Here is a 14,259-nt window from a genome sequence, read left to right on the forward strand (position 1 = left end):
CGCCATGGGCACCGCCAGCCTGGATGAGAGATACCCCGCAAACGGGTCGATCGAGCCGATCAGCGTTCGCATCCCCACCGCCGTTGCCATGACCGGGCTGAGCCGATCGAGGATCTACGAGCTGATCGCTTGTGGCGAAATCCAGATCGCGAAGGACCGACGGAGCACGCTGATCATCGTCGCCAGTTTGCGGGAGACGGTGCGGCGGAGGATCGTAGACCGAGATTTGCCGACCGGGTAGCGGCCTCGGTCCGTCGCGTTCCCATAGGCAGGCGGCGAGACACTCGTTCCATTTGTTCTTGTTTTGTGCCATTTCTTCGGCATGGAACGATTCGCCCCAGAGCCCTCGCGTGCCGCCATCTCATCCGCCATCCTTGCCGCGCCAGGATGGGCGCGCGTCGGGATCACGATGCCGAATGATCGATTGCGTGCGGAGGCTGCGGAGGAGTTGGCGCGCGCGATCGTCGATCGGCTACATCACACTGAGCCCAGCCTGGATATGGACCAGTTGACGCTGCCAATCTGACCGCTTTCGGCTTCGAACTTCGGTTCTCGGTCGATCGCCAGAAGCTGCCGCGCCGAGCTGGGCTAGACGGCTCCGTTTATTGGCCCGGCTTAACCTGCATGGCCTTGCCACTTCACCGGTATCCGCAGGTAAGTCACGCCGTTTGCCTCCGCCTCGTGGAACCGTCCCGCGCGAATGTTGACCTGAATCGAGGGTAGCAGCAGCTTCGGCACCGCAAGTCCGGCATCGCGTTGCTCACGCATCGCGACGAACGCATCCTCGGTCACGCCATCGTGCACATGGACACTGGCCATGCGCTGTTCTCGCACCGTGGTCTCCCAGCAATACTCGTCCCGGCCTGGCGCCTTGTAGTCGTGGCACATGAACAAGTGTGTGTCGTCGGGCAACGACAGCAGGCGCTGAATGGACCGGTACAACGTGCGCGCATCGCCACCGGGGAAGTCGGCCCGCGCTGTGCCATAGTCGGGCATGAACAGCGTGTCGCCGACGAAGGCCGTGTCGCCGATCCGATAAGCGATGTCCGCCGGCGTGTGCCCCGGAACATGCAGCACTTCCACCTCCAGCGCGCCGATCGCGAAACGATCGCCGTCCTCGAACAGCCGATCGAAATCGGAGCCGTCGGTCTTCAGATCGGTCATGGCGAAAACCGGGCGGAAGATGCGCTGCACGTCGCGAATATGCGTGCCGATGCCGATCCATGCATCGGTGTGAGCCTTGATGAACGGAGCGGCTGACAGATGGTCGGCGTGCGCGTGCGTCTCCAGCACCATCTCGACGCGCCAATCCTGATCGCTTGCGAACGCAAGGATGCGTTCCGCCGAGCGCGTGTCAGCAACACCACTGGCCAGATCGAAGTCGAGCACCGGGTCGATGATGGCGGCGGTGCGAGTGGTGGGGTCACCGACGAGGTAGCTGATCGTGTTCGTCGGCTCGTCGAAAAAAGCCTCAATATGGGGCCGGGTCATAATCGTCCTCCGTTTGGCTTGACTATATATTAGCATATACTAAATTAGCAATACCTAACGGAGTAACGATGATGCTCAAGCCGCCCATGGACTTGGCGACGTTCGAGGCGAAGGCCGGGCAGGTTGCCGACACACTGAAGGCGATCGGCAATGCCCGCCGACTGATGCTGCTTTGCAAGCTCGTCGAGCATGGCGAGGTGACGGTGCGCGACCTCGCCAGCGATGTCGGGTTGTCGCAGTCGGCCTGCTCGCAGCATCTCGCAAAGATGCGCGACGAGGGGCTCATCGCTTTCCGGCGCGACAGCCAGACGCTTTGGTATCGGATCGCCGATCCGCGCGTCGAGACGCTGCTCACCACACTTTACCAGCTCTTCTGCAAGGATTGATGACATGGAGACCCTGTCCCCGACTGCGGCGCGTGCGGCGATCGAGACCGGCGCACGCTTGGTCGATATCCGCGACGCCGACGAACATGCGCGCGAGCGCATCCCCGGCGCGCTCAACCTGCCGCTCGCGCGGATCAGCGACCTGGCGGCCGACGGCCGTCCTGTCATATTTCATTGCCGTTCTTGCATGCGGACGGCAGCCAACGCGGCGCAGCTTCAGGCGGCCGCCGCCGGTGCGCCCGCCTACCTTCTCGAAGGGGGGATCGATAACTGGCGGCGCGCCGGCTTCGCGACCGTCGCCGATCGCAGACAGCCGCTGGAGATCATGCGGCAGGTGCAGATCACCGCTGGCGCTCTGGTGCTCGCTGGCGTCCTGCTCGGGTGGTTGGTTGCACCGGGATTCTTCGGGCTGTCCGCCTTCGTCGGCGTGGGGCTGATGTTCGCCGGTACTACGGGCTGGTGTGGCATGGCGAACCTGCTTCGCGTCATGCCCTGGAATCGGCGCGCGGCCGCCTGAGGCACCGATGGGCGCCCTCTCGATCGTTGCGGCGCTGGCATCGGGCGGACTGGTCGGCCTCGTGCTCGGCCTTGTCGGCGGCGGCGGATCTATCCTCGCGGTGCCGCTCCTGGTCTACGTGGTCGGCATCGGTTCGGCACACGCAGCGATCGGCACGGCCGCCGTCGCGGTGACGGCGAACGCGCTTGCCAGCCTAGCAGGACACGCCCGCGCCGGCCGGGTGAAGTGGCGTTGCGCCGCCGTGTTCGCCGCATCCGGGATGATCGGTGCGGCACTCGGCGCCGAACTGGGCAAGGCAATCGACGGCGAGCGGTTGCTCTCGCTCTTTGGGCTGCTGATGGTCGGCGTGGGCCTGTCGATGCTCCGCAGGCGGAGAGCCGCCGAGGTGCCTGACGTGCGCCTCACGCGCGAAAGCGCCGCAACACTCCTGCCGCGACTCGTGCCGATCGGGCTCACCGTAGGGCTCGCCGCCGGCTTCTTTGGGATCGGAGGCGGTTTTCTGATCGTGCCGGGACTGATGCTCGCGACAGCGATGCCTTTGCCCTACGCCATCGGCACGTCGCTGGTCGTCGTCAGTGCGCTTGGCCTGACGACCGCCACTTCCTATGCCGCATCCGGGCTGGTCGACTGGACGGTGACCGCGCTGCTGGTGGCCGGCGGCGTGGGCGGAACGATCTTCGGCATCTGGCTGGGGCGTTTGTTCGCCGCCCGCAAGGGTGTCCTTGAAAAGGGATTCGCGGGCGTCGTTGTTGCGGTCGGTGCCTACGTCGTCCTGTCCACCCTTTGAGCTTCAGACGACTCACGGGTCAGAGAGCCGTGCTCATCCGACTTCAGGCGATGTGATCTCGCAATCGATTCCGACGCAATCCCCCGGCGTCCCGGAATCTATTTGAGAGAAATATGAGAGAAATCGCCTGAAAATCGGCGTAAATTTCCGCTAAGTCTTTGAAAAGACTTGGTGACCCCTACGGGAATCGAACCCGTGTTTCAGCCGTGAAAGGGCCGCGTCCTAACCGCTAGACGAAGGGGCCGTGATGGCGAGGGCGCCGGTTAGGCAAAGCCGCGCGCCGGGTCAAGGGGTTTTCAGTCGGCCCAGGCGGCATCGTCGAGATGAATTTCTGCGGCGGGCCTTGGACCCCAGTCGTCGATCTTCGCGCGGCCGGCGATCCACAGGCGGCGGTCGCGCGGGGCGCCGAGCAAGGCGAGGCCGAGCGGCGTGTCGGCGGCGCGGAACGCCATCGCCTTGATGCTGCGCCCGTCATCGCCCGCGACGATCGCGCGGACATGGCCGTTGCCGACGACGTCGCACTTGATCAGGCGTACCGGCCCGGCGACGACGCGCGGCGCGGGCCAGCCCATGCCATAGGGGCCGCCCGCCTCCATCGCCTCGACCAGCTGCGGATTGACCCCGCCCGGCGCGAGCACCGCGTCGAGCAGCAGCGCGCGCGATTCGGAGGCGCGCTCGACCGCTTCGGCGAGCTTGGCGTTGAGGAAGGCGACGAAGGCGGGGATCTGATCCTCCGCGACGGTGACGCCCGCCGCCATCGCATGGCCGCCGCCCGCGATCAGCAGGCCGGCTTCCTTGGCCGCGATGATCGCCGCGCCGAGATCGACGCCGGAGATCGAGCGGCCCGAGCCCTTGCCGATCCTATCCTCACCGATCGCGATGACGATGGCCGGGCGACCGTGCTTTTCCTTGAGTCGTCCGGCGACGATGCCGATCACGCCGGGGTGCCAGCCGCGCGCGGCAACGACCGCTACCGCGCCGTCGCAGTCCATCGCTTCGGCGGATTGCTGGACCTCCGCCTCGATCGCGCGGCGTTCTTCGTTCAGACGGTCGAGCTCCTGCGCGATGCCGCGCGCCTCGTCCATATCCTCGGTGGTGAGCAGGCGGACGCCGAGGTCCGACTTGCCGACGCGCCCGCCGGCATTGATGCGCGGGCCGAGCGCGAAGCCGAGATCGGTGCAGGTCGGGGCGCGGGTCAGGCGGCTCGCATCGATCAGCGCGTTCATGCCGATGTTGCGGCGCTGGGCCATCACCTTGAGGCCCTGGGCCACGAAGGCGCGGTTGAGCCCCTTAAGCTGCGCCACATCGGCGACGGTGCCGAGCGCGACGAGGTCGAGCAGGTCGAGCAGGCGCGGTTCGGCGCGGCTGGCGAAGAAGCCACGCCCGCGCAACACGCGGACCAACGCCGCGCCGAGCAGCCAGGCGACGCCGACGGCGGCGAGGTGGCCATGCGCGCGCCCCTCATCCTCGTCGAGGCGGTTGGGATTGACCAGCGCGAGTGCGACCGGGAGTTCGGAGGCGCATTTATGGTGGTCGACCACGATCACCTCGGCCCCGACCGCCTTGGCCTCGGCCAGCGCGTCATAGGCCATCGCGCCGCAATCGACGGTGACGATCAGGTCGGCGCCGTCGTGCTTCAGCCGCACCAGCGCCTCGCCCGAGGGGCCGTAGCCCTCCATAAGCCTGTCGGGGATATAGGCGCGCGGGGCGAGGCCGAGATCGCGGAGCAGGCGGATCAGCAACGCGGCGGAGGTTGCGCCATCGACGTCATAATCGCCGAACACCGTGACCTGCTGCCCGCGCTGCACGGCGTCGGCCAAGCGTTCGGCGGCGCGGTCCATGTCGCGGAAGATGGAGGGGTCCGGCATGAAGGCGCGGATGCTGGGGCTGCGATGCGCCTCCAGCTCTTCGCGCGGGCAGCCGCGGGTGAGCAGCAATTGGGTGACGAGATCGTCGGGGGCGAAGGAGGGATCGCGCGCATCCGCCGCCAGCCCGCGCCAGCGCCAGGCCTGACCGAGGATCGAACTATGGACGTTGAGCACGGGGGTCATCGGGGGGCTTTAGCGTGGATTGGCGGCAGTGTGAATCAGGTTCCCCTCCCGCTTGCGGGAGGGGTTAGGGGAGGGGCTGTCCGCAGGCGGCGGACTCAAGAGGACAGGCCCTCCCCCGACCCCTCCCGCAAGCGGGAGGGGAGATTCAGTCTTCCAAAATCTTGCTGTGCACCCGCGTGTCGCGCATCAGCAGATAGGTGACTAGCGACACGCCGATCATCGCGGTCACATACCAGTAGAAGCCGCGCTCCATCCCCTGATCCTTGAACCACAGCGCCACATAGGGCGCGGTGCCGCCGAAGATCGCGTTGGCCAGCGCATAGGGCAAAGCAACGCCGAGCGTGCGGATATGCGCCGGGAACAACTCCGCCTTCACCACCGCGTTGATCGAGGTGTAGCCGGTGACGATCACCAGCGCGCCGGACATGATCAGGAAGGCGGCGAGCGGGGTCTGCACGCTCTCCAGCGTGGTGAAGATCGGCCAGGTGAAGACGACGCCGAGCACGCCGAACCCGACCATCAGCGGCTTGCGCCCGATCCGGTCGGACAGCGCACCCGCGAGCGGCTGGAGGCACATGAACACGAACAAAGCGGCGGCGCTGATCTGGGTCGAGACCTGCTTTGTGAACGCGCCGGTGCCGCTGAGGAAGGTGAGCAAATAGACGGAGTAGGCGTAGAAGGCGAGCGTGCCGCCGGCGGTGAGCAGCATCACCAGTGCCGCCTCACGCGGGTGGCGCAGGAACAGGCCGCCGAAGCTCGACTTGTCCTCCGCCGCCGTGCTGCGGTTGGCGAAGCTTTGCGTTTCGGGCAGGTTGCGGCGGAGCCAGAACACGCCGATCGCGAGCGCGCCGCCGATGAAGAAGGGGATGCGCCAGCCCCACTCCGCCAGCGCGGTGTCGGCCATCGCCGCCTGCAGCGCGAGCAGCACCGCCAGCGCCACGAGGTGGCCGGAGATCAGCGTCACATATTGGAAGCTGGAATAGAAACCGCGCCGCTCGCGCCCCGCCATTTCGGACAGATAGGTCGCGCTCGCACCATATTCGCCGCCGACCGACAGGCCCTGCATCAATCGCGCAACGACCAGCGATACCGTCGCCCATGTGCCGATACTGTCATAGCTCGGCGTCACCGCAATCAGCATCGATCCGCCGCACATCAAAGTCACCGACAGCGTGAGGCCAGCCTTGCGCCCGCGCCGGTCGCCGTAAATTCCCATCAGCCACGCACCGATCGGGCGCATGAAAAAGCCGACCGCGAAGATCGCCCAGACGTTGAGCGATTGCGCCAGCGGATCGTCCTTGGGGAAGAAATGCGGGGCGAGGTAGCTGCTGAACGCGGCATAAGCGTACCAGTCATACCATTCGACCAGATTGCCCGCCGACCCGCCAAAGATCGACTTGAGCCGCTGGCGCGTGTCGGTCGCGGCGCTCATCGGCTAACCGCCTGGGTGAGCTTGCGCCGGACGAAACGCCCGGCGAGGCCGAAGGGCGCGACCCAGGGGCGCCACCATGGCGCATCGGGGGAGTAGGACGAGGCTTCGATCAGCATCAGGCGCAGCTCCTCGCGGCGATAGGCCCAGTCCGGCATGAACCGGATTTTGTCGAGATAGACAACCAGGCTGCGGTCCCAGTCGACTTCGCGCAGCGTCGCGCGGTGCGGGGCGGTGAGGTCGCGCAGCGCCGCTGCGGTCAGGCGGCGCGCCTGATGCGAGAGCGTCGCGGGCGGCGGGCAGGCGGAGTCGCCGAACAGATCGGCCGCGAGCGCCAGCGCGCTGTCGTGCACGTCGCCCGCGCCGATCCGGGCGGCGCAGTCGCGCGCGGCGGCGCGCTCCGCGTCGCTGCTGCACCGGGTCAATGCGGCGAAGTCTGCGATCCATTTCAGCCGGTGCCAATTGGTGCTCGCGCCATGCACGGCGAGATAGACCAGCATTTCGGGACGGGCGAGCGAAGGCAGGCGATGCTCCGCGCCGACCGCGACGGTCTCGCGCGGCGAGTTCAGGCCGAGCGTGGGGACGAGCGCACGGTTGATGAACAAGCGCGTGTGGAGTTCGACCATCACCCGGCTGCCGGGATGCCGCCACGCGCTGTCCTTGAGCACATGATCGAGTGAGCCCGGCTCCGCGCGGTCCTGTCCGTCGAGCGAGACATAGCCCAGATCCTGCAACGCGGCGAACGCCTCGGCGCGGGCGGCCGGATCGATCAGCAGGTCGATATCGTGCGATGCCTTGGTCCCGACATTGCCATAGGCGAGCAGGGCAAGGGCCGGCCCCTTGACGGTGATCCAGTCGATGCCGCGTGCGGTGAAGGCCGCGCCGATGCGGCAGAGCTCGGCGGTCTGGACCATCGCGACCATGCTGTCGCGGCGGGCGGCGGCGATACTGCGCTCGGCAATCGCGGCGGGAACCTTGGCGCAGTGCCGCATCGCCCCGGCGACGAGCGGCATGACGCGGTGCCGGGTCGCATCGGTGAACACCGCCTCCCAATCGGTCACGCGGGCGGCGGCGGTCCGGATCGCGTCGTGCCGGGCGGCATTGTCGGGCCAACGGCACGCCGCAGCCAGAAAGCCGAAGGCACCCGTCGCATCACTTGCCCGCTGCGGCTTTGGCACCTTCAATCCCCCAGAACCCATTCGCGTGCGGCCCCCGCCGCACGGTGTCGGCCGTCAGAACGACCCGGGCACCTCGCGCTGTGCGGTGCTCGGCCGTGTCGGGCTCACCAGCTCCAGCCCGCCCTTGCTGCTTCGCGCAACTTCCATGCTCGACGCCGTGATCGGCGTACAGCTGCGACCGGCGAGGAAATCAAGTGCAGTCTTGATCGACGCCTCCTGCGGATCGCCGAGCGGGCGGGTCACGTCGTCGCTCGCCTGACAGGTCGCGCCCATGAAACTGGCAAGGCCGGTATAATAGGCCCCCTGGCGCGCGCTGTTTTCGGTGGCGAAGGCGACGACACGCAGCCGGTCGTCGCACGCGGTGCGGTCGACCGCGATCTGGCCGACCGGCTTGCCATAGGTGTTGGTGCCGACCAGCGCCGCGCGATTGCCCAGCAGCGGGATGAAGGTGTTCATCACCAGCTCGCTCGCCGACGCGCTCCCGCCAGTGCCGATGAAGGCGATCCGGGTCGGAGTGATCGATTGCGACTGCGGGCTGAAGAAGGTGGTTTCGTTGTTCGATGCCTTCGACGCGCGGAAGGTGGTGTAGTTGGCGACCTGGCTGCTCGTCCGGTCGCGGGCGAGGAGATTGTTGATCAGCGTCGCGATCGAAACCAGCCCGCCGCCATTGTAGCGCAGGTCGATGATCACTTCGCTCACCCCCTGTGCGCGGAAATCGGCGAAGGCGGTGCGCAGCGGCGTTTCGGCGGTGTTGATGAAGGTGCGCAGGTTGATGTAGCCGACCTTCTTGCCTGCATCGTCGATGATTTTCGCGCCATAGCGGGCCGAGACCGGGGTCAGCGTATAGGTCGCGCGGGTGATCGTCGCGGTCTGTTCCGACCCGCCGAGCGGGCGGAAGCGGAAGGTGCGGGTGTCGCCGTTGAGCGCGTTGGTAATGCCGGCCGAGCCTTCGCTGGCGATGATGTCGCTGACATTGCGCAGCGTTGCCGCACTTGACCCGATTGCCAGAATCTCGGTTCCGCGGTCGATCCCGGCGGTCAGCGCGGGGGTGCCTTCAAATGCCTCGGCGATCAGCAGGCGGCGCGCGACCGAATCGACCGACAGGCGGATGCCGAACCCGGCGTTGGAGCCGGAGTTGTAATAGGCATTCTCCTCGGCGATCGAGGTAATGTAGGTGAAATAACGGTCCTTGTTCTGCGCCCGCGCGGTAGCGGTGAGCGCGTCGATATAATCCTGAACCGTCGTATAGGGCGTTGCACTAAGGCTGGTCGGCAGCGTTTCGGGGAAGAGATACCATTCGTTGAGCTGCTGCGCCGCCCAGGACTGGCGCGAGGCGAGCGAGCAGGTGCCGGTCGGCGCTGGCGTGGACCCGCTGCCCCCGGTGCTGACCGATCCGCTGCCCCCGCCGCCACAGGCGGACAACAGGGTCAGGATCGCGACGGATGCCGTAAGACGTTGCAAATGAAGACGAAACTGGCGCATAGCCCGGCCAGAATATCGCAAGGCGGGGCGGTCGTCATGCGGTAAATGTGGCGCGTTTGCCGCACCCGTGCGCGATTGCGGACCGGAATCACCGACTTGTCGTGGAAATCGCCGCTGTGCCTTGTCTTTGAGCCGCCCCTTTGCTAGGGGCGCGTCCCAACGCCCGGGGCAGGTGCTTCGGCGATCCCTGTTCTGTTGAATTCGAATCTGGAGTTGAGACGGCTTTATGCAAATCATCGTTCGCGACAATAATGTCGACCAGGCGCTGCGGGCGCTCAAGAAGAAGCTGCAGCGTGAGGGCGTCTATCGCGAGATGAAGCTGCGCCGTCACTTCGAGAAGCCGAGCGAAAAGCGCGCCCGTGAGCGTGCCGCTGCGGTGCGTCGTGCGCGCAAGCTCGAGCGCAAGCGCATGGAGCGCGACGGCGCCCGTTAAGGCCCGATTCGCTGTCGGCGCGCGGGGCGTGCCGACGGCGTGACGTTTGTGATCGTTCGCCGCGCCGCGGGCCGGCCCCTTCAGGATAGCTGAGCCATGTCGTCCGTCACCGCCGTGCCGATCGCACCGACCAAGCGCAGCGCGCTTGTCTGGCTGTGGCTGGGGATCATCGTCGCGGTTGCAGGTGCCGTCGCGCTGGCCTGGGTCGGGACCGAGAAGGTCGTGACCGAGCGCGCCGACAATGCGACCTTCCTGGCGCGCAACAAGACGCAGGCCGGGGTGACCGAGACGGCGTCGGGCCTGCAGATCCAGACGATCACCGAAGGGACCGGCGCTAGCCCGACCGACAGCGACGTGGCGTTGGTCAACTACAAGGGCACGCTGCGTAACGGCGAGACGTTCGACGCCAGCCAGCAGCCGACTCCGCTTCCGGTCCAGGGCATGATCCCCGGCTTCAGCGAAGCGCTGAAGCTGATGAAGAAGGGCGGCAAATACCGCATCTGGATCAAGCCCGAGCTGGGCTATGGCAGCGAGGCCAAGACTGACCCGCGCAGCGGGCGTGAGGTGATCCCGGCCGATTCGCTGCTGGTGTTCGAGGTCGAGCTGATCGAGTTCCTGCCGATGAGCGTCTATCAGCAGATGATGCAGCAGCAGATGGGCGGTGCCCCGGGCGGCGCCCCGCCGCCGCCGGGCAACTGATCGGTCGGCAGGGACTGCGGACATGAAAAGGGCGGGGCCGATGGCCTCGCCCTTTTTCGTTTCGGGGGGTGGTTTGGTGCCTAAAGCGTCCAGCGGCCCGTTGCGGCACCGGCGCCCGGCACCGCGTTCTTGAGGTCCGCGAACAGCCCGCCCGGCGCGACCAGGGCGGAGAGCTTGTCGGCGCCCATCGCGACATAATCGTCGTGCGTCACTGCGAGCAGGACGAGGTCATATTGTTCGGCCAGCGCGGCGTCGTCGGCCAGTTCCAGCCCATATTCGTGATGCGCTTCGGCGGCATTGGCGAGCGGGTCGTGGACGGTGACCGCATGCCCCAGTTCGGCGAGGCGCGCGATCAGGTCGGCGACCTTGGAGTTGCGCAGGTCGGGGACATTTTCCTTGAAGGTCAGCCCCAGCACCAGCGCGCGCCCGGCGACGCCGCCGCGCAGTCCATGCAGCCGGTCGGCGATCCAACCGGCCATCGCATCATTGGTGCTGCGCCCGGCCAGAATCACCTCGGGGTTGTGGCCCAGCATCTCGGCCTTGTGGCTGAGATAGAAGGGGTCGACGCCGATGCAGTGGCCGCCGACGAGTCCGGGATGGAAGGGCAGGAAGTTCCACTTGGTCCGCGCCGCTGCCAGCACGTCCCAGATCGACAGGTCCATCGCGGAGAAGATTCGCGTAATCTCGTTCATGAAGGCGATGTTGATGTCGCGCTGGGCGTTCTCGATCACCTTTGCCGCTTCGGCGGCGCGAATCGATGCGGCGCGGAACACACCGCCGCTGGTTACCTGCTCATAGAGCGCGGCGACGCGGTCGAGCACTTCGGGTGTCTGGCCGGACACGACCTTGGTGATCTTGTCGATCGTATGCTCGCGGTCGCCGGGATTGATGCGCTCGGGCGAATAGCCGAGGAAGAAGTCCTTGCCGCAGACGAGGCCGGCGATCCGCTCGATCTCGGGCCCGCACAGTTCCTCGGTCACGCCGGGATAGACAGTGCTTTCATAGACGATGATCGGCGCGCGGGCGGGATCGATCATGCCAGCCACGGTGCGGGTCGCGGCCATCACGATGCCAAGGTCCGGCTTGTTGTCGGCATCGACCGGGGTGGGCACGGTGACGATGATGAAATCGGCGGCCGGGCATTCCGCCGGGTCGCTGGTCAGAACCAGGCTGGACGCGGCGAGGCGATCGGCGTTGATCTCACCGGTACGGTCATGCCCCGCCTTCAGCTCGGTGATGCGGCTGGTGTCGATATCCAGGCCAACGGTGTCGAAGTGCCTGGCCAGCGCCACCGCCAGCGGCAGCCCGACATAGCCCAGGCCGACGACTGTAACTCGAGTATCTGCCGACATTCCCGGTCCCCCGCCCATGCCCGACTGGGCAGGTCTCGGCGCGCCCTTTCGCAAAGAGCCGGGGGCATGGCAAGCGCAGTAAGGCTGCGGAAAGCCTTGATATCCACCGCCCCCGACCGTAAACGCCACGCCGATTGGAGGCGACGACCCGTGACAGCCAAGACAGCCGATGCGGTGGATTGGCACGAGTCGATCGCCGAATCCTTCCAGGCCGGATATGATCATTCGCCGCGTTTTCGCGAACGGCTGGCGCTGTGGCGCGACCTGATCGCGCGGCATGTCGCGCCGGGCGACCGCGTGCTCGACGCCGGGTGCGGCGCGGGCACGTTCAGCTTCGAGGCGGCGCGGGTGGGCGCAGCGGTGACCGCGATCGACGGCAGCGCGGCGATGATCGCGCTGGCACGGAAGCGGCAGCAGGAACTGGGGCTGAGCGATATCGCCTTCGACGTGGCGCTGCTCGACAGCTTGTCGGCTTGGCCGGCGGAGCAGTTCGATGTGGTGCTGAGCTCCAGCGTACTGGAATATCTGCCCGATCTAGCGGGTGAGGTCGCGCGGCTGGTGCGACTGCTCAAGCCGGGCGGGCGGCTGATCCTGTCGCTGCCGAACAGCGAATCGCTGTACCGCAAGGCGGAGCGGATCGCATTCGGCCTGACCGGGCGGCCGCGTTACTTCGCGCATGTCCGATCGATGGCGAGCGCGGATGAACTCGCCGCGCTCTATCGCCGACAGGGGGTCGCGCCGGTTGAGCATCATTTCTACGCAGCGCCGCCGGGCGATCGCCTCCTCGCGCAACTGGGAGTGAATCGCAGCAAGACGCTGGTGGTGATGGTCGGACAGCGCGGGGCAGCGTGATTCTGTTACCGGATCGTCACGGCGCGGTAAGAATGCTCAGCGAAAGGTTTTTACCGTCAGGCGCGGTGGAACCGATGACCGATTCCGTCGATTCGCGGTCGGGCGGATTTTCGGCTATGGTCGCCGCCTGTCCAGCGTGTCGAAGCCTTTCGCTGCAGCCGGTCCCCGGCGCAACGGCGGGAGGCCGGGTTGGAATCGGAAACAGGGCTATGGGAGGCTCGGCTTGAACATGCGTGAATCGCTGATCGGCCGCTCCGCTCATGGGGGGCAATTATGTTGAAGATGTATGCCGAGCTGACGCATCGGCCGCGCAACAGCCTGTTCGAATCGATGCGGGTCGAGCTGCTGGTGCTGCTCGTGCTCGCGGTCGCCGCGCCGGCACCGCTGCTGGGGCGCTATCTGGTGCCGGGCATCGCATCGCGGCCAATCGATTATGCGGTGATTGCAGCCGGTTTTGCGGTAACGCTGGGCGTGGTGCTGCTGCGCCGGGTGTCGGCGTTCCCCGGGACGACGGTGTTCGGTTACATTCTGCCGTCGTTCGTCAGCTCCTATGGCATCGCGCTCGCCGCGTTATTTCTTTCGCGCGCCGATTATAGCCGCCTCTACCTCGCCGCGTCGTTCCTGATCGCGGTGGCCGTGGCCTTCGCGCTGCGCTTCCACCTCGACAAGACCACCGCCCTGCGGTTCCATTACGTCACGGCCGGGGACATGTCGGTGGTCGACCAGACGCCCGAGGTCGAGTGGATCCCGCTGCTCAGCCCCGAAGTGCCGACGCTGCGGCGCGCGGTGATCGTCGCCGATCTGCGCCACGACCATTCCGATGCGTGGGAGCGGATGCTGGCCGAAGCGGCGATTCGCGGGCATCTGGTCTATCACGTCAAGCAGGTCGCCGAATCGCTGACCGGTCGCGTCGCGATCGAGCATCTGTCGGAAAACAGCTTCGGCTCGCTGATGCCGAACCTGGCCTATGTGAAGATCAAGCGCGTGATCGACGTGATCGGCACGCTGTTCATCCTGCCGGTGCTGTTGCCGGTGCTTGGCGTGATCGCGCTCGCCATCCGCCTCGACTCGCGCGGACCGGTGTTCTTCACCCAGCAGCGTATGGGATTTCGCGGCGAGCCGTTCACGGTGATCAAGTTCCGCACCATGCGGCCGCGCGACGAGAGACAGGATCGCGACGATTGCGTGACCCAGGACGAGGATGACCGCATCACGCGGATCGGGCGCTTCCTGCGCCGCACCCGGCTCGACGAACTGCCCCAGGCGTTCAACGTGCTGCGCGGCGAGATGAGCTGGATCGGCCCGCGGCCCGAGGCGATCCCGCTGTCGGAATGGTATGAGGCGGAAATCCCGCACTACCGCTATCGCCATATCGTGCGGCCGGGGATCAGCGGCTGGGCACAGGTCAATCAGGGGCATGTGGCGGACCTGACCTCGGTCAACCTCAAGCTCCATTACGACTTTTTCTACATCAAGAACTTCTCGGCCTGGCTCGACCTGCTGATCCTGTTCCGCACCGTCGCCACGGTCGTCAGCGGGTTCGGCGCGAAGTAATTTGCTGTAGGGCGGCACGCGTCGGTGCCGCCATTCGCCTCAAGCTGA

15 protein-coding genes and 1 tRNA gene are annotated in these 14,259 nt (G+C 66.5%); 9 read left to right on the top strand and 7 right to left on the bottom strand.

Annotation, left to right across the window (positions count from 1 at the left end; genetic code table 11):
• Window positions 1-4 precede the first annotated feature (4 nt).
• Window positions 5-241, top strand: coding sequence for an AlpA family phage regulatory protein (locus AX681_RS14050; RefSeq protein ID WP_066573299.1), 237 nt, complete (start codon window positions 5-7; stop codon window positions 239-241).
• Between the two features lie 81 nt (window positions 242-322).
• Window positions 323-526, top strand: coding sequence for a DUF6771 family protein (locus tag AX681_RS22875; RefSeq protein WP_066573302.1), 204 nt, complete (start codon window positions 323-325; stop codon window positions 524-526).
• 89 nt (window positions 527-615) lie between these two features.
• Here AX681_RS22875 and AX681_RS14060 read toward each other — a convergent pair whose 3' ends face one another.
• The gene (locus tag AX681_RS14060; RefSeq protein ID WP_066573305.1) at window positions 616-1,491 is read right to left on the bottom strand and encodes an MBL fold metallo-hydrolase; all 876 of its coding nucleotides are present in this window, start codon (window positions 1,489-1,491) and stop codon (window positions 616-618) included.
• A gap of 68 nt (window positions 1,492-1,559) precedes the next feature.
• Between AX681_RS14060 and AX681_RS14065 the strand changes: the two genes are divergently transcribed.
• The 3 genes from AX681_RS14065 to AX681_RS14075 are packed head-to-tail and all read left to right on the top strand — an operon-like array spanning window position 1,560 to window position 3,181.
• A complete protein-coding gene (locus AX681_RS14065; RefSeq protein ID WP_066573310.1) occupies window positions 1,560-1,877 on the top strand; it encodes an ArsR/SmtB family transcription factor in 318 nt (105 codons plus the stop codon).
• A gap of 4 nt (window positions 1,878-1,881) precedes the next feature.
• On the top strand, window positions 1,882-2,394 hold the full coding sequence (locus AX681_RS14070) for a rhodanese family protein (protein WP_066573313.1): 513 nt from the start codon (window positions 1,882-1,884) through the stop codon (window positions 2,392-2,394).
• 7 nt (window positions 2,395-2,401) lie between these two features.
• The gene (locus tag AX681_RS14075; protein WP_066573316.1) at window positions 2,402-3,181 is read left to right on the top strand and encodes a sulfite exporter TauE/SafE family protein; all 780 of its coding nucleotides are present in this window, start codon (window positions 2,402-2,404) and stop codon (window positions 3,179-3,181) included.
• Window positions 3,182-3,350: 169 nt separating this feature from the next.
• Here AX681_RS14075 and AX681_RS14080 read toward each other — a convergent pair.
• From AX681_RS14080 to AX681_RS14100, 5 genes are all read right to left on the bottom strand, one after another.
• Window positions 3,351-3,425 (bottom strand) — tRNA-Glu (locus AX681_RS14080).
• 52 nt (window positions 3,426-3,477) lie between these two features.
• The gene (recJ, locus tag AX681_RS14085) at window positions 3,478-5,232 is read right to left on the bottom strand and encodes a single-stranded-DNA-specific exonuclease RecJ (protein WP_066657177.1); all 1,755 of its coding nucleotides are present in this window, start codon (window positions 5,230-5,232) and stop codon (window positions 3,478-3,480) included.
• A 145-nt stretch (window positions 5,233-5,377) separates the two neighbouring features.
• Complete coding sequence (locus AX681_RS14090) at window positions 5,378-6,664, bottom strand: MFS transporter (protein WP_066661022.1); 1,287 nt, start codon at window positions 6,662-6,664, stop codon at window positions 5,378-5,380.
• Window positions 6,661-7,839, bottom strand: coding sequence for a nucleotidyltransferase family protein (locus AX681_RS14095; protein WP_197421954.1), 1,179 nt, complete (start codon window positions 7,837-7,839; stop codon window positions 6,661-6,663). The genes AX681_RS14090 and AX681_RS14095 overlap by 4 nt, the downstream gene beginning before the upstream one ends.
• 54 nt (window positions 7,840-7,893) lie before the next feature.
• Complete coding sequence (locus AX681_RS14100) at window positions 7,894-9,321, bottom strand: S41 family peptidase (protein ID WP_066661018.1); 1,428 nt, start codon at window positions 9,319-9,321, stop codon at window positions 7,894-7,896.
• A 226-nt stretch (window positions 9,322-9,547) separates the two neighbouring features.
• On the opposite strand from AX681_RS14100, the gene rpsU reads away from it, so the two are divergent.
• Both rpsU and AX681_RS14110 read left to right on the top strand, forming a co-directional pair.
• Window positions 9,548-9,754, top strand: coding sequence for a 30S ribosomal protein S21 (gene rpsU / locus AX681_RS14105; protein ID WP_066661016.1), 207 nt, complete (start codon window positions 9,548-9,550; stop codon window positions 9,752-9,754).
• 96 nt (window positions 9,755-9,850) lie between these two features.
• On the top strand, window positions 9,851-10,453 hold the full coding sequence (locus AX681_RS14110; RefSeq protein ID WP_066661014.1) for an FKBP-type peptidyl-prolyl cis-trans isomerase: 603 nt from the start codon (window positions 9,851-9,853) through the stop codon (window positions 10,451-10,453).
• An 80-nt stretch (window positions 10,454-10,533) separates the two neighbouring features.
• Here the strand turns inward: AX681_RS14110 and AX681_RS14115 are convergent, their stop codons facing one another.
• The gene (locus AX681_RS14115) at window positions 10,534-11,805 is read right to left on the bottom strand and encodes a nucleotide sugar dehydrogenase (RefSeq protein ID WP_066661006.1); all 1,272 of its coding nucleotides are present in this window, start codon (window positions 11,803-11,805) and stop codon (window positions 10,534-10,536) included.
• A 150-nt stretch (window positions 11,806-11,955) separates the two neighbouring features.
• Here AX681_RS14115 and AX681_RS14120 point away from each other — a divergent pair, with 150 nt between their 5' ends.
• Together AX681_RS14120 and AX681_RS14125 are read left to right on the top strand one after the other, a co-directional pair.
• The gene (locus AX681_RS14120) at window positions 11,956-12,657 is read left to right on the top strand and encodes a class I SAM-dependent methyltransferase (RefSeq protein ID WP_066661002.1); all 702 of its coding nucleotides are present in this window, start codon (window positions 11,956-11,958) and stop codon (window positions 12,655-12,657) included.
• Between the two features lie 273 nt (window positions 12,658-12,930).
• Window positions 12,931-14,211, top strand: a complete 1,281-nt coding sequence (locus AX681_RS14125) for an exopolysaccharide biosynthesis polyprenyl glycosylphosphotransferase (protein ID WP_156442783.1) — start codon at window positions 12,931-12,933, stop codon at window positions 14,209-14,211.
• Window positions 14,212-14,259 lie beyond the last annotated feature (48 nt).

Source organism: Sphingomonas sp. CCH9-E2 (assembly GCF_001557215.1).
GTDB lineage: Bacteria > Pseudomonadota > Alphaproteobacteria > Sphingomonadales > Sphingomonadaceae > Sphingomonas.